Consider the following 14,092-nt stretch of genomic DNA (forward strand, 5'->3'; position numbering starts at 1 on the left):
ACCCGCCGCCACCACCTGCCCACCGAACTCGTGGTCCGCACCAGCTGCGGCGCCACGGCCCCAACGGCCCACGCCCACGGGGGCTGACGCGCGCACGCGCACACAGGGCTCGCCGAGCCGCCCACGGGCGGGCGACGGCCCGATCGAGCACCCCCTGGGAACCGGCCGCTCCATCCCCAACCCCTCATCGGAGCCCGTATGGCCACCCCCGCTCACCGCGCACAACCGACCTCTCCCGCCCCACCGGACCCACCGGTCTCCGCAGCCCCGGTCCCGTCGGCCGGACGCCGCCGTGCCGCGGCCGGGGCCGCAGCCCTGGCCGGGGCCCTGGCCCTGACCGGACCGGCCGCCGTCGCCGACACCGGCCCCTCGGCCTCCTCGGGCAGTGCCGACGCCCACGAGGCGCTGCTCCTCGAGTACGCCGCCACCACCTGGGCCTCCTTCGACGCCATGGCGTTCCCGGAAACGGGGCTGCCCACCGACAAGCTGGACACCTCCTTGGAGCCGGACAGCCGCCGCGCCTACACCTCCCCCACCAACATCGGCGCCTACCTGTGGTCGACGGTGGTGGCGCGCGAACTCGACCTCATCGACGGCGACGAGGCCCACCAGCGCCTGGAGCGCACGGTCACCACCCTGGAGTCCCTCGAACGCCACGAGGACTCCGGCCAGTTCTACAACTGGTACGACCCGGCCACCGGCGACCTGGTCGAGGTCTGGCCCGAGGACGGCGAGAAGGTCGACCACTTCGCTTCCAGCGTCGACAACGGGTGGCTGGCCGCGGCTCTGGCGGTGGTCAGCAACGCTGAACCCGCCCTGCACGAGCGGGCCGACGATCTGCTGCAGAGCATGGACTTCGGCTACTACTACGACCCGCACGTGCGCGAGGACGGGGGCGCCGGCCAGCTGCGCGGCGGGTTCTGGGCCGAAGAGCCCGCCGACGACTGCAGCGTGCCGGGCAAGCGCGCCGACGGCAAGCCCGCCGAGGACAAGGTGTGGTTCACCTGCAACCACTACGACCTCATCAACTCCGAGACCCGCATCGCCACCTACGTGGGAATCGGCCTGGGGCAGATTCCGCGCGAGCACTACTTCGGCGCCTACCGCACCTTCCCCGACACCTGCGAGTTCGCCGACGTGCAGAGCCAAATGCCCGAGGGCGAGTGGACCGAACACTGGGGTGTGCCGGTCTTCCAGGGCTCCTTCGAGTACCGCGACACCCGGTACGTGCCCAGCTGGGGCGGCGGGATGTTCGAGGCGATGATGCCGCCGCTGTTCGTCCCCGAGGAGGACTGGGCGCCCGACAGCTGGGGCCGCACCAACCCGGCGTTCGTGCACGGCCAGATCGAGCACGGTCTCGACGAGGCCGAGTACGGGTACTGGGGTTTCTCGCCCTCCAGCGACCCCTTCGCCGACTACGGCGTCTACGGCGCCCCGGCGCTGGGCATGGGCCTGGACGCCTACCCCTCCGACCGTGAGGGCACCGAGGTCGACTACGGGTTCGGGGACTGCCGCGAGCCCGGACCGGAGCCGGAGTTCGGCGACGGGGTGGTGACCCCGCACGCCGCGTTCATGGCGCTGTCGCACGCGCCCGAGGAGGCGGTGGACAACCTGGAGCGGTTGCGCGCCGACTTCGACGTCTACGGCCAGGGCGGTTTCGCCGACGCCGTGGCCGTGGGCAGCGGGACCGTGGCCGAGCTGCACCTGTCCCTGGACCAGGGGATGGCCATGGCGGCGCTGGGCAACGAACTCGCCGACGACGTGCTCCGGGACGCCTTCACCGAGGGCGAGATCGGTGAGCGGCTGCGCCCCGTGATGGGTGTGGAGACCTTCAACATCCCCGCCGACCAGGAGGTGGGCCGCTAAGAACCGCACCGCCGCACGATCAAGCCGCCCGTCCCGGCGAAGGGGGCGGGCGGCTTGATCGCGGGCTCGTGGCGGGCCGGGCCGTCCGCGGGCAGCTGACCTCGGCGGGAGAGCGCGGAGTTCGGGACAGCTACCGCTCCCGGACGGTGTAGGTCAGGTGCGTCACCCTTGGGGAGGGCTCCGCACGGACCGGTTCCAGGGCCACGCGGCCCGCGTCCACACCCTCGAACAGGCGGATTCCGGAGCCGAACAGCACGGGTGAGAGCGCGATCGAGAACTCGTCGACCAGGCTGGCGTTGACGTAATCCACGATCGTTGCGCCGCCGCCCGCGATGCGGACGTCCAGGTCACCGGCGGCCTCGCGGGCCAGGCCGAGCGCGGATTCGATGCCGTCGTTGACGAAGTGGAAGGTGGTCCCACCCGGCCGCTCCCAGGGGTCACGCCTTTCGTGCGTCACGACGAAGACCGGCGTGCGGAACGGCGCCTCCTCCGGCCACGCCTGCTCGCCGGCGTCGAACATGCGCTTTCCCATCACGCTCGCGCCGGTGCGCTCGAAGGTCTCACGCACGATGTCGTTGTCGCGCCCTTCCTCGCCGCCCTCGCCGAGCTTCAGGCGCTCCCGTAAGAACCGCTGCGGGAAGATCCACTGCTGCAGCTCCATCCACTGCCGCCCCATCAAGTCCTTAGGGGACTCGGGCGCGATGAACCCGTCCAGCGACATCGACACGCTGAAGAACACCAGCCCTGCCATCAGTCTTCAGCTCCCTTCCGAACGATCTCGGTGACGTAGGCAGCCAGGTTGCTCAGGGTCTGGGTGCCGCCCTCGACCGCGTGGTACTTCTCGACCGCCTCGTCGCGCAGCTCCTTGGTGGGGAAGACCGTGCGCATCTCGACCCGGGTCGCCGCGCCGTCGGGCGTGAACGTGAGGACCGACTCGAAGGCGTTCGGGTCGTCCCGGGACTCACCGTGGAGCAACGCGATCCGCTCCGGCGGGGCGATCTCGGTCCAGGAGATCCACTCCTGGTAGTCCGTCCCGTCCGGGGCGTGCATGACGAAGTCCCACACTCCGCCGACGCGGAACTCGAACGCCCTCGTGGTGGTGGTGAACCCGTGCGGTCCCCACCATTGCGCCAGGTGCCGCGCTTCGGTGAACGCCTCGAACACCAGCTCCCGTGGGGCACTGATGATCCGGGAGACCACGATCTCGCGCTCGGCCGCGGCTGACTGCCCCGCCGTGTCCCGTCCTTGCTCTGCCATCGGTCACTCCCCCTGTTGTGCCTGCTTGAGGTCCTGCACGTACGCGTCCAGCCGGGAGAAGCTCTCGTTCCAGAACCGCTCGAATCCGCCGGTCCACTCATGGACCGGTCGCAGCCCGCGGGCGTCAAGGCCGTACAGGCGCTGTTTGCCTGCCTTGCGGTCCCGCACCAGCCCGACCTCCCGGAGTACCCGCAGGTGTTTGGACGTCCCCGGCTGGGTCATCCCCAACTCCTGGGCCAGCTCGGTCACCGGCAGCTCACCCTCCCGCAGCAGCGCCAGGATCTCCCGGCGCTGCGGTTCGGCGATCGCGTTGAAGACGTCCGACGTGGTTGCTGCTCGTGCCATGGATTCCAATATATGCCTATATCGGAATATATCAAGCGGGAGGAACCAGAAAGGTCTGGTCAGATCCGGCAATGCCCCGAGGTTCGCGCGCTCGCCGCCACTGGAAACCGAACCGCACACGACTGAGCCGCCCGCCCCGGCGAACGGGGCGGGCGGCTCTTCGCGCGTGAGCGAATCAGCCGACCACGGGGACCAGCTCCACCAGCGAGAGCGCGGGCTGGGGCAGGTCGAAGTCCACCTCGAAGCTCCCACCGGAGACGGTGACGGTACGCTCGGGGTACAACGGCTCCAGGACGTCCTTCCGCCGCAGGCGCTCCCACTGCTCCTCGTCGGGCCACAAGCTCCCCTCGGGGGCGCCCTCCCCTGCCGAGGGGCGCATGCCCTCGTCGGACCCGCGCACCGCACCGCCCAGGGCGCGCCAGCGCTCGGCCACGTTGGAGTGCCCGTGGTCGACCCGCAGGTGTCGCAGCACGTAGTCACCGTTGGCCAGATGGTCCAGGCGCAGGCGCACCGTGCGGTCGAGCAGGGGCGCACCGGCCGCCTTGGTCTGGTCCAGGGTGCCGTTCCACAGCATCACCGCGACCCGGCCGTCGGGGTCGGCGCCCGCCCAGGACTCCACTAGGGAACCGGCCCCGTCGCCGACGGCGGTGACGGCGAGCTGTTCAGCGCCCAGGCGGTCCAGCATCGACAGCGCCCAGAAGCGGGGCTTGGCCAGGTCCCCCACGGTGCGCAGGCCGAAGCCGCCGTGCATGAGCGCGGGCGGGCGGCCCAGCTCCTCGAAGTGGTCGGAGACCACCCAGTACGACAGGGCCTCGATGCGTCCGGCGGCCGAGCGCATACCGCGGGCCAGGAAGGCGGCGGAGAAGACCGAGTCGTTGACGGCGTTGAAGTGCTGGGGGGTCACACCCCACTCGGTCCACCACACGGGGGTGTCGGCACGGCCGTGGCGGGCCAGCTGGGGGCGCACGTCCAGGGGCGGGGAACCGTAGGTGTGGGTGGAGGCGAAGTCCAAGACGGTGTTGACGCCTTCGGACCCGACCCGGTCCAGGTGGTCCAGCATCTCCTCCACCCACCCCGAGGCGGCCGAGGAGGGCCCGCCCACCCGCAGGTCCGGGTGCACGTCCTTGACGGCGGCCACGGAGGCGTCGTGCAGGTGCCAGAACTCCTCGGGGGTACCGCTCCAGAACACCTCCAGGTTGGCCTCGTTCCACACCTCGAAGGACCACTCGTCGCGGACCTCGTCCAGCCCGTAGCGGTCCACGAGGTGGGTGACCAAGTCGTGCACGAGGTCGTACCAGCGCCGGTAGTCCTTGGGTGGGGAGATGACGGCGTCGTACTCGAAAACGGTCTTGTCGGGGTCGCCGGCCAGGTCGCGCGGCATGAACGACAGCTCCACCACGGGGCGGTAGCCCAGGTCGCGAACGGTGTCGTAGACGCGGTCGATGCCGGTGAAATCGTGCACGGGCTGGCCGTCGACCTCGCGGTACACGCCCAGGTCGTCGCAGAGGATGCCGTGGGCCCGTACGGTGCGGGGGCCGAAGTGCTCGCGCGCCGCGGCCAGCGCCGCCCGCAGCTCCTCGCCGATGGGACGCCCGCCGCTGGTGTCCTCCTCCAACAGGTAGGACAGGTGTTCGGAGCCGATCATGGGGCGCCAGGGACGGGGTAGGGGGCCCTGGCCTGCGGCGGTGTCCACAGCGACCTCGACGACGCCCGCCCCTTGGGCCTGTGCGGTGCCCTTGACCGGCGGGCTCTGCCCGCCCTGCACCGTGACGTCGCTCAGGGTGGCCACGGTGTAATGGTAGGTGCGGCCGGGTTCGGCGGTGGTGTCGGTGTAGGGCGGGTGGGGCACGGCGAGCACGTCCAGGCCCCGGTGGTCGACGGGGGCGAAGGGGCCGTGGGGGTCCTCGGACCGGTAGACCTGGTAGCCCACCGCGTGCGGCACCGGGTTCCAGGTCAGGGTGACCTGGCCCCGGCCGTCCTGGGCGCTGAGCCCGGTGGGCGGCGGAAGGAGCGGCGCGGTCGAGACCGCCGCGCCGCTGGCGATGCCGATGCGGGCCTCCCAGTCGTGCCGGGCGGTGCCGGTGGTGTGCTCCTGTGTCACGTGTCTTCCCCTTGTCTGGGTGGTCGGCCGCGGTGGCGGTTCCCCGTGGCGGCTCTCGGTCGCGGTCGTGCGTGGCAGGTGTCGGTGGCCCCGCTTGACAGCGGGTGTGCGTGGCGGCCTCACTTGATACCGGTGGTGGCGATGCCCTGGACGAAGTAGCGCTGCAGGAACACGAACAGCACGAGGACGGGCACCACGACCACCACGGCGCCAGCCATGAGCAGGCCGTACTGGGTGGCGTTCTGTCCGATGGAGTACAGGGCGATGGCCACCGGCAGGGTGTACATGTCCTCGGTCTGGGCCACGACCAGCGGCCACAGGAAGTTGTTCCAGGCGCCCAGGAAGGTGAGCAGGCTCAGCGTGGCCACGTCCGGCCCGGTCAAGGGCATGATGACCTGGCAGAAGATGCGCAGCTCGCTGGCGCCGTCGATGCGGGCGGCCTCGATGAGGTCGTCGGGCAGCTGGGCGATGAACTGGCGCATCAGGAACACCCCCAGGGGCGTGACCAGGAAGGGCAGGATCATCCCTGCGTAGGTGTTGACCAGCCCCATGTTGCTGACCAGGACGAACAGCGGCACGAAGGTGACCATGCCGGGCACCATGAGCGTGCCGAGCACGACCGCGAACAGCGCCTTGCGGCCGGGGAAGTCGATCTTGGCCAGCGCGTAGCCCACCATCGAGCAGAACACGGCGTTGCCCAGGGTGATGGCCACGGCCACGAACAGCGAGTTGAACGCGTAGGTGCCCATGTCCAAGCGCTGGAACAGCTCGACGAAGTTGTCCAGCGTGGGCTCGGCGGGCCACCAGGTGGGCGGGACCTGGCGGATCTCGGCGTCGGACTTGACGGAGCTGAGCAGCATCCACACGAAGGGGGTCACGACTAGGACCAGGCCCGCCGACAAGGCGGTCAGGACCAGGGCCCGTCCCGTGGGGCGGCGCCACTCCCGTGTCCGGGGGCGGGTTCGAGTGCGGGTTCGGGCGGGCGTGCGGTCGCCGGCGTGCCCAGCCATGGTGCGGTCGTCGGCCCGAGCCTGCTGCGGCGCGGGCGGGCGGGGTGTCGTTGCCATGTGCGGAGAACCCCTCCTTCAGGTCCGCGAGCGCAGGAGTCGGAACTGCAGCACGGTGAGCGCGATGATGCACACGAACAGCACGTAGCTCATCGCCGCCGCGTAGGCGTAGTTGCCGAAGCCGAACTGCGTGTAGATGTGGTACGAGACGGTGCGGGTGGCGTCCAAGGGGCCGCCCTGGGTCATGACGAAGGGCTCCTCGAAGACCTGGAGGAAACCGATACCGGTGATGACGGCCCCGAACAGGATGATGGGCCGCATCATCGGCAGGGTGATCGAGCGCAGCCGCTGCCAGGGTCCGGCACCGTCGATCTCGGCGGCTTCGTAGAGGTTGCGGGGGATGCCCTGGAGCCCGGCCAGGAAGATGACCATCAGGGTGCCGAAATTGCGCCAGACGGCCATGACGATGAGCACCGGTAGCGCAGTGACCGTGTTGCTGAGCCAGTCGATACCGGGGATGCCCACCGTGGCCAGGGCGGTGTTGACCAGGCCGGTGTCGGGGTGGAGCAGGAAGCGCCACACCACGGCCACGGCCACGATGCTGGTCACCACCGGCAGGTAGAAGCCGGTCCGGAAGAAGGTCCGGAACCGGGTGATGCCCCGGTCCAGGGCAAGTGCGATGGCCAGCGCCACGCCGATGGTCAGGGGCACTCCGACCAGGACGAAGGCGAGGGTGTTGGCCATCGACCGCAGGAACTTGTCGTCGCCCAGGAGCCGGGCGAAGTTGTCCAGGCCCGCCAGTTCCACGGCCCAGGGCGTGCGCAGGTCGGCCGCGCGCATGTCGGTGAAGCTCATCAGCAGCGACATCAGCACCGGGCCCGCGGTGAAGGCGGCGAAGAGCAGCACGAAGGGGAGCGCGAAACCCCAACCGATCACGCCCGCTCGGGTGCGTCGGCTGAGCGCGCGCCAGCCTCGGGGGCGCTGGCCTGGGGGTCGCTGCGGTGCGGTGGCCGGTGCCGTGGTCGGGGTGCTCACGTGGGTTACTCCCCGGTCCCGATGGACTCGGCCTGGGACTGGATGCTGGCGGCGGTCTCCTCGGCGCTCTGGCCGCCGCGCACGGCCAGCTCCAGTTCGCTCTCCATGACCGCGGCGACCTGCTCCCAGTTGGGGATGGCCGGCGGGGCGATGGCGGTCTCCAGCTGCTCACCGAAGAGCGCCAGGCGCTCGTCCTCGGCCATCTCGGGCAGGTCCCAGGCCTCGCGCACCGAGGGCAGGGCGGACTGGATGCCGTACCACTCGGCCTGGACCACGGGGTCGCTGAGGTAGTCGACGAGCTTCCAGGCGGAGTCGCGGTCGCCGGCCCCGTCGAAGACGACCAGGTTGCCGCCGCCGGCGAAGGCTCCGGTGGTGGCGGCCTCGGGCATCGGGGCCACGTCCCACTGCTCGTCGAAGTCCTCGCCGCCCACCTCGTTGAGCAGGCCGCCGTGGAAGGCACCGGAGTAGAAGGAGCCGATGCGGCCCTCGACGAAGTGCGGTTCGAGGACCTCGTCCTGGCGGGTGTCGGAGGACAGGCCGTCGTCGAAGAGGCTCTGGTAGTACTCCAGGGCCTCGACCATGGCGTCGTTGTCCAGGTCGAAGCCGCCGTCGCCGTCGAGGATGTCGCCCCCGGCCTGCCAGTAGAACGGCAGGAACGTCTGCCAGGAGCCGATGCCGCCGGGGAAGACGGAGACGCCCTGGTCGGCGCCCTCCTCGTGCAGGGCCTGGCCGAACTCGCGGGTCTCCTCCCAGGTGGTTGGCGCTTCGGCGTCCGCGTCCTCGGCCAGGTCGGAGCGGAAGTACATCAGGCGGGTGTCGCCGTACCAGGGCACCGCGTAGGAGGTGTCGTCGACGACGGTGGACTCCCACAGGGCGGGGAAGTAGGCGTCGGGTTCGAATTCGGGGGGTGTGGCTTCCAGGGCGCCGGTCGCGGCGAACTCGGCCATCCAGGTGGTGCCGACCATGGCCACGTCGGGGGTGGAGTCCCCGGCGATGGCGGTGGAGATCTTGTCGTGCGCGGCGTCCCAGGGCACCGGGGTGACCTCGACGTCGGCGTCGGGGTTGGCCTCTTCGAAGCCCTCCGCGAGCTCGGGCAGGTTCTCGCCCTCGCCGCCCATGGCCCAGACGGTGATGGTGCCGGTGGCGGGCCCGTCGGAGAGGGATTCGGCGTCGTTGGCCGCGTCCTCGGGTTCGGCGCGCCCGCAGGCGGTCAGGGCCAGGGCCCCGGCCAGGAGGAGGGCGCTGGTGCGCAGGTGTGGCGGACGTGTCATGGCTGTTTCTCCCGGGGGGGGTGGCCCGTCGTTGTCACGGGAGGACGGTTCGGGTGTGCTCTGGGTGCCCGTGGGCGGGGCGACGGAGGTGCGGGTGGTGGGCGCGGCTGTGTTCGTGTGCTGCTCAGAGTGGTGCAACAATCCTTGAAACCGGTTTCATGGTGCACTGTGTCACACTGCGGCGAGACTCGTAAAGAGCAAGGATCGTGCTTGTTACACGAGGCCGGATCCGCCGGGGGTTCCGAGGGCCCTACTCCTCGGACGGCGCCCTGCCTACGGCGCCACCGGACCGGTCAGGAATCGAGAAGCCAGCAGCCGACGGCCCTGGTTGGCTGGACGGAGCTGTCCCACCACCGACCAACCGCTGCCAACCGCGCGAAGGAGTCACCCGATGGCGCTCTCCCTGGACACCGTCACCGTCGGCGTACCGGAGGTGGAAGCGGCCCGCGCCTTCTACACGGACGCCTTCGCGGCCACGGCGGCCGACAGCGACGCCGCCGTCCTGGACCTGTACGGCACCGGCCAGCTCGCCCTGCGCAACCTCGGGGAACTGGCCGCGGACACCGGTACTGAAGCGGTGACCATGGGGTTCGGCGGTCACGTCCTGTCCGTGATCGTCCGCCAGCCCGCCGAGGTCCGGACCCTCCTGGAGGCCGCCACCGGCCGGGGTGCGACGGTCGTCAAACCCGCGAAGAAGGAGCTCTTCGGCGAGTACACGGCCGTCTACCGGGCACCGGACGGGGCCGTGTGGAAACTTGCCGCCGACACCAAGAAGGACACCGGCCCCGTGCCCGATCCGCCGGAACCGATCGAGACAGCCGTCTACCTCGGCGTCGCCAAACCGAAGGTGTCCAAGGCCTTCTACGCGGCGCTGGGCATGAGCACCCGCCACGACTACGGCAACAAGTTCGTCGACTTCGCCATCGCCGACGGCGAGTGTCGCCCGGGCCTTCTGCCTCGCCGGGCCCTGGCCAAGGACGTCGGCGTCGACGATCACGGTGAGGGCTTCTCCGCGCTCGAGCTCACCTGCACCGCCGCCTCCCGTGCGGACGTGGACGCCCTGCTCGGCGCCGTGGATTCGGCGGGCGGCCGCGTCACCGCCGCGGCGGGCGAGGGCGAGCACGGTGCCTACGCCGGACGATTCACCGACCCCGACAGCTTCCACTGGTGCGTGACCGCACAGGCGTGACCGCCGCCGACCGACCTGGCGGGCGGGCTCCGGTGGAACCCGCCGAGTCTGCCGGGGCTGCGTGCGTGGATCAGGTGCGCGGCCCCGCCTGGGCTACGACTGCGGCGACCCGCGGGTCGGTGGCGAAGTCCGCTTCCGCGAGCACCCGGTTGCCGGACAGGGTCACGCCCTCGGGGGCCGGGCCGGGGTCGGCGTCCCAGTGGTTGCCGACGAAGGACACGTGCTCCAGCGGCGGCCACACCTGGAGCACCACCGGGGTCTCGGCCCGGTGCACGACGTTGTCGCGCACGCTCAGCCACGCCGCCCCGTAGTCGGTGTAGAGGCCGAAGTTGTAGGAGGTCACGGTGTCGCGGACGACGTTGCGGGCCACCACCGCGGCGTCCTCCTCCCCCTCCCCCTGGGGCTCGGAGACATAGATCCCGCCCCCGTCGGCCAGGACCAGCATCGTGTCGTGGACGAGGTTGCTCAGCAGGCGGGCTCCCCTGCTGCTGTAGAGCACGATGCCCGCGTGCGGCACGTGGCCGACCCGGTTGTGCGCCACGAGGGCCTCACGGGTGTCGGAGAGCAGGATCGCGGGCGTGCCCCGGTAGTCGCGGCCCACGCCGTGCACGTGGGTGTCCTCGATCCGGGTCCGGGTCTCCCCCGTCACGACCACGCCGCCGCCGCAGACGCCATCGACCCGGCTGCGGAGCACCGCGTTGTCCGTGCCGCCGTGGAACTCCAGGGCGACCGCTCCCATGCGGGTCAGGCGGCACCCCTCCAGGACGGTGCGCGAGCAGTTGTCGAAGAGCACGTTGCCCGGCATGGCGGCGCTGTCGGTGGGGACGGTGACATGCCCGCCCTCGGTGAACTCCACGGTGAACACGTCCCCGCCGTCGTGGTAGCCGTTGCCGTGGTAGTGCAGGAAACCCTCGGGCTGGCTGGGTCGGAGCCAGGTGGTGTCGGCGAAGGTGATGCCGCGGAAGACCAGGCCGGTTGCGCCGGTGGCGTGCACGAGGCGCTCCAGGACCGGGGCCACCACCTCGTCCGCCTCTCCGGCGGAATCCTCGCCGAGGCGGTCTTCGGGGCCCGGCCGGTGGTACAGGACGCCGTTGTCGAGGGCGAAGGTGCCCCCGGTGAGCAGGTCGGGGCTGTTCTCCACGTGTGTGGGGCGGTCGACGGCAACGTCCTCGCCCTCCTGCCAGGGCACGACCGCCCGGTAGAGCCGGCTGGCGCGCGCGAAGGCGGGCTGGGCCATGGTCAGGACGGTGGTCTCGCCGTCCCGCTCCACGGCCTGTACCGGGCAGCGCGCTTCGGGCCAGGGGTAGGCGCCCTGGTAGACCAGTTCGACCTCGCCGTTCCAGGACCGCGCCTCGGGGTGCGTGCACCGGTAGCCGGAGTCGGTCCGGGTGGGCTCGTGTTCAAGGAGCGCACTGGCCCGTGGCACCCGGCGTCCGCCCACGGAGAGCTGGCGGGTGGCCAGCCCGGGGGCCTCGGCCCGGCGTACTCCCGCCCCGGCTTCGGTCCATCCGGTGATGACCCGGCCGCCGCTGATCACGACCTCCTCCTGCTCGGCGGTGCCGTAGCCGTGGGCTTGGTAGACCACCCCGGAGTCGGCCCCGGTCAGGTGCAGGGTCCGGGTGAGGCGGTGGGTGCCCGCCCGCAGGCTGATCACGGCACCACGGGTGGCCGCGGCACGGGAGGCGTCGCGGGCGCGTTCGAGCGTGGCGAAGGGGTGGTCGATCGTTCCGGGGCCGGAGTCGTCTCCGGCTGGGTCGACGGAGTACACGGACGATCCTCCCAGATCTTGTATATGTCATAAACTAACAGATGCTGGTAGACAACACGAGCGGACGAAGGAAGAGCATGGATCCCGAACACGGCACCGAGCTGCTGTGGGCCCCGGGCCGCAGAGGGGACCTGAACCTGGCGCGCATCGTCGACCACGCGGTCGCGGTGGCCGACGCCGAAGGGCTGGCCGCGGTATCGATGCGCCGCGTGGCCGAACGGCTCGGCTTCACCTCTATGTCGCTGTACCGCCATGTACCGGGCAAGGCCGAGCTGGTCGGCCTGATGCGCGAGCGGGTCCTTGGCGAGTGGGCACCGAGCGGGCAGGGTCACGTCGACGGGCCGCCGGATACGGCCACAGACGATGACCTGCCGTGGCGGACCGCGGTAGAAGCCTGGGCGCGCGAGGGGATGGAGCTGCACCGGCGGCACCCGTGGCTGGCCGAGGCATCCGGAGCCCGCCAGGTGCCGGGCCCCAACGCGGTGGCGGGTTTCGAACGCGCGCTGACCGCTATGGCCCGCACCGGGCTCCCCCCGGCCGAGGTCGTGGCCGCGGTGGCCCTGGTCGGCGACTACGTCGAGGGCGCCGCGGCACAGGAGTCCGAACGAGCGAGGGCCGAGCAAACCAGCGGGCTCAGCCACGAGGAGTGGTGGGGTGAACGCGAGTCGCTGTTCGAAGAGCTGGATGAGCGCTACCCGACGCTGAACCGCCTCTATGCGGAAGGGGCCTACGAGTCCCCGCCGGACGCGTTCGAGTACGGGCTGGCCCGGGTACTGGACGGGATCCAGACCCGCGTTCGTGACGAAAGTCGTGACGAATCAAAGGGGGTCGCGCACACCACCGAGTGCGTCGAATGCGGCCGCCCGGTCGCCTACACCGGCTTCGGGCGCCCCAAGGACTACTGCTCCCCGGCCTGCCGCCAGCGGGCCTACCGGAGCAGGCGCGGGCCGCTCAGTCTTCGCTCCGCACCAGGCTCCGGTCGTAGTAGCGGGCCATCTGCTCCCAGTACACGAGCGTGAGCGCCATCTGTGCCGCGCAGGCCGTCCCGGTGGTCCACGGCCTGCGGTACCGGGCACCGAGCACCGCGACGACGGCGGCGGCCGAGCCGACGGCGTTGACCGCCAGAGCCGCGTCTCTCGGCCGGTCCACGATCCACTGCTCCTCGCCGAGCATGGCCCTGGTAGACCACGCCTGTTCGTGGGCCGGCCGGGGGAAGACCACCGGGTTGAGCGCGAACCAGACTGCGAGGACCCCCGCCTGCTTCCAGCTACGGTTCCACACCGGCACGGTGATCAGCGGGATAGTCGCCCACCTGGTCCACGCGCTCCACGGGTTCGAGTGCCGGGCGAATACCGCCCGCCGCAATCGGGCGAAGCCGCCCCGGGTCTCCTTGGCCATCGCTTCTCCGCTCGCAGGAATCTGACGCCATCCTACGAGCCCGGGTTCAGGCGAAGAAGAGGTCCCAGCCCATGCGGGCCAGCAGCGCCAGGACGACGATCAGGAGCACTGCCCGCACGAAGCCCGAGCCTCGCTGCAGGGCCATGCGGGCGCCGATCTGGGCGCCGATGATGGTGCACATCGCCAGACCCAGCCCCAGGAGCCAGTCCACGTGACCGCCGAAGGCGAAGACCGCCAGGGGGCCGAGGTTGGTGCACACGTTGACGATCTTGGCCGAGGCCGAGGCGGAGACGAAGTCCATGCCCAGGACGGCGGTGAAGGCGATGATGAGGAAGACGCCGGTGCCGGGGCCGATGAGGCCGTCGTAGAAGCTCACGCCGAGCCCGGCAAGGGCCAGGACCGCCAGGATCCGGTTGCGGGTACGCAGCCCGGGGTTGCTCGTGCTGCCCATGGCGGGGCGGAAGACCACCAGGAGGGCGACCCCGGCCAGGACGACCATGATGACGGGAGTGAGGACGTCGGAAGTCAGGGCGGTGGCCATGGCCGCACCGAGCCCGGACCCCAGGAGGGCGAGGGCGGCGGTGGGGACGACGACGCGTCGGTCGATCCTGACCTTGCGGGCGTAGGCGATGGCCGCCGAGGTGGTGCCGAACACGGAGCCGAGCTTGTTGGTGCCCAGCAGCGTGGCCAGGGGTGTGTTGGGGGCGGCGACCATGAGGGCGGGGAGCAGGAGGAGCCCTCCCCCGCCGACGACGGCGTCGATCCAGCCCGCGGCGAGGGCGACGGCGAGGAGGAAGCCGAGGATTTCGGGGTCCATGCTTACCGGGCGCCTGCACTGATTGAGGGGATCATGGG

13 protein-coding genes are annotated in these 14,092 nt (G+C 70.9%); 3 read left to right on the forward strand and 10 right to left on the reverse strand.

Annotated features, from left to right (window positions below; genetic code table 11):
- Positions 1-198 precede the first annotated feature (198 nt).
- Positions 199-1,866 (forward strand): glucoamylase family protein, encoded by a 1,668-nt coding sequence (locus ACYVD1_RS25345; protein WP_460777006.1) that lies wholly within the window; start codon positions 199-201, stop codon positions 1,864-1,866.
- 130 nt (positions 1,867-1,996) lie between these two features.
- Here the strand turns inward: ACYVD1_RS25345 and ACYVD1_RS25350 are convergent, their stop codons facing one another.
- The 7 genes from ACYVD1_RS25350 to ACYVD1_RS25380 all read right to left on the reverse strand — a co-directional run bounded on the left by ACYVD1_RS25350 (position 1,997) and on the right by ACYVD1_RS25380 (position 8,882).
- Positions 1,997-2,617, reverse strand: coding sequence for a dihydrofolate reductase family protein (locus ACYVD1_RS25350; RefSeq protein ID WP_460777007.1), 621 nt, complete (start codon positions 2,615-2,617; stop codon positions 1,997-1,999).
- Positions 2,617-3,123 (reverse strand): SRPBCC family protein, encoded by a 507-nt coding sequence (locus ACYVD1_RS25355; protein WP_460777008.1) that lies wholly within the window; start codon positions 3,121-3,123, stop codon positions 2,617-2,619. The genes ACYVD1_RS25350 and ACYVD1_RS25355 overlap by 1 nt, the downstream gene beginning before the upstream one ends.
- Positions 3,124-3,126: 3 nt before the next feature.
- On the reverse strand, positions 3,127-3,468 hold the full coding sequence (locus ACYVD1_RS25360; protein ID WP_460777009.1) for an ArsR/SmtB family transcription factor: 342 nt from the start codon (positions 3,466-3,468) through the stop codon (positions 3,127-3,129).
- 175 nt (positions 3,469-3,643) lie between these two features.
- On the reverse strand, positions 3,644-5,569 hold the full coding sequence (locus ACYVD1_RS25365) for a GH39 family glycosyl hydrolase (protein WP_460777010.1): 1,926 nt from the start codon (positions 5,567-5,569) through the stop codon (positions 3,644-3,646).
- 119 nt (positions 5,570-5,688) lie between these two features.
- The gene (locus ACYVD1_RS25370) at positions 5,689-6,636 is read right to left on the reverse strand and encodes a carbohydrate ABC transporter permease (RefSeq protein WP_460777011.1); all 948 of its coding nucleotides are present in this window, start codon (positions 6,634-6,636) and stop codon (positions 5,689-5,691) included.
- Positions 6,637-6,654: 18 nt separating this feature from the next.
- Positions 6,655-7,611, reverse strand: coding sequence for a carbohydrate ABC transporter permease (locus ACYVD1_RS25375; protein WP_460777012.1), 957 nt, complete (start codon positions 7,609-7,611; stop codon positions 6,655-6,657).
- 5 nt (positions 7,612-7,616) lie between these two features.
- The gene (locus ACYVD1_RS25380) at positions 7,617-8,882 is read right to left on the reverse strand and encodes an extracellular solute-binding protein (RefSeq protein WP_460777013.1); all 1,266 of its coding nucleotides are present in this window, start codon (positions 8,880-8,882) and stop codon (positions 7,617-7,619) included.
- A 391-nt stretch (positions 8,883-9,273) separates the two neighbouring features.
- Between ACYVD1_RS25380 and ACYVD1_RS25385 the strand changes: the two genes are divergently transcribed.
- Positions 9,274-10,071, forward strand: a complete 798-nt coding sequence (locus ACYVD1_RS25385; protein ID WP_460777014.1) for a VOC family protein — start codon at positions 9,274-9,276, stop codon at positions 10,069-10,071.
- Between the two features lie 70 nt (positions 10,072-10,141).
- Here ACYVD1_RS25385 and ACYVD1_RS25390 read toward each other — a convergent pair whose 3' ends face one another.
- Positions 10,142-11,839 carry a right-handed parallel beta-helix repeat-containing protein gene (locus ACYVD1_RS25390; protein WP_460777015.1) on the reverse strand — a complete coding sequence of 566 codons (1,698 nt, stop codon included), beginning with the start codon at positions 11,837-11,839 and terminating at the stop codon, positions 10,142-10,144.
- A 77-nt stretch (positions 11,840-11,916) separates the two neighbouring features.
- On the opposite strand from ACYVD1_RS25390, the gene ACYVD1_RS25395 reads away from it, so the two are divergent.
- Positions 11,917-12,858 carry a TetR/AcrR family transcriptional regulator gene (locus ACYVD1_RS25395; RefSeq protein ID WP_460777016.1) on the forward strand — a complete coding sequence of 314 codons (942 nt, stop codon included), beginning with the start codon at positions 11,917-11,919 and terminating at the stop codon, positions 12,856-12,858.
- Here the strand turns inward: ACYVD1_RS25395 and ACYVD1_RS25400 are convergent.
- Both ACYVD1_RS25400 and ACYVD1_RS25405 read right to left on the reverse strand, forming a co-directional pair.
- Positions 12,791-13,237 carry a DUF6653 family protein gene (locus ACYVD1_RS25400; protein ID WP_460777017.1) on the reverse strand — a complete coding sequence of 149 codons (447 nt, stop codon included), beginning with the start codon at positions 13,235-13,237 and terminating at the stop codon, positions 12,791-12,793. The two genes, ACYVD1_RS25395 and ACYVD1_RS25400, sit on opposite strands and share 68 nt — an antisense overlap.
- Before the next feature lie 46 nt (positions 13,238-13,283).
- Positions 13,284-14,054: a TSUP family transporter gene (locus ACYVD1_RS25405; RefSeq protein ID WP_460777018.1), complete on the reverse strand. Its 771-nt coding sequence runs from the start codon at positions 14,052-14,054 to the stop codon at positions 13,284-13,286.
- Positions 14,055-14,092 lie beyond the last annotated feature (38 nt).

The organism is Nocardiopsis nanhaiensis, assembly GCF_054778635.1.

Bases quoted from the DNA above. Each gene is read 5' to 3' on its own strand.
- ACYVD1_RS25350 (WP_460777007.1), bottom strand. From the start codon at position 2,617: ATGGCAGGGCTGGTGTTCTTCAGCGTGTCGATGTCGCTGGACGGGTTC.
- ACYVD1_RS25395 (WP_460777016.1), top strand. From the start codon at position 11,917: ATGGATCCCGAACACGGCACCGAGCTGCTGTGGGCCCCGGGCCGCAGA.
- ACYVD1_RS25355 (WP_460777008.1), bottom strand. From the start codon at position 3,123: ATGGCAGAGCAAGGACGGGACACGGCGGGGCAGTCAGCCGCGGCCGAG.
- ACYVD1_RS25400 (WP_460777017.1), bottom strand. From the start codon at position 13,237: ATGGCCAAGGAGACCCGGGGCGGCTTCGCCCGATTGCGGCGGGCGGTA.
- ACYVD1_RS25345 (WP_460777006.1), top strand. From the start codon at position 199: ATGGCCACCCCCGCTCACCGCGCACAACCGACCTCTCCCGCCCCACCG.
- ACYVD1_RS25360 (WP_460777009.1), bottom strand. From the start codon at position 3,468: ATGGCACGAGCAGCAACCACGTCGGACGTCTTCAACGCGATCGCCGAA.
- ACYVD1_RS25405 (WP_460777018.1), bottom strand. From the start codon at position 14,054: ATGGACCCCGAAATCCTCGGCTTCCTCCTCGCCGTCGCCCTCGCCGCG.
- ACYVD1_RS25380 (WP_460777013.1), bottom strand. From the start codon at position 8,882: ATGACACGTCCGCCACACCTGCGCACCAGCGCCCTCCTCCTGGCCGGG.
- ACYVD1_RS25370 (WP_460777011.1), bottom strand. From the start codon at position 6,636: ATGGCAACGACACCCCGCCCGCCCGCGCCGCAGCAGGCTCGGGCCGAC.
- ACYVD1_RS25385 (WP_460777014.1), top strand. From the start codon at position 9,274: ATGGCGCTCTCCCTGGACACCGTCACCGTCGGCGTACCGGAGGTGGAA.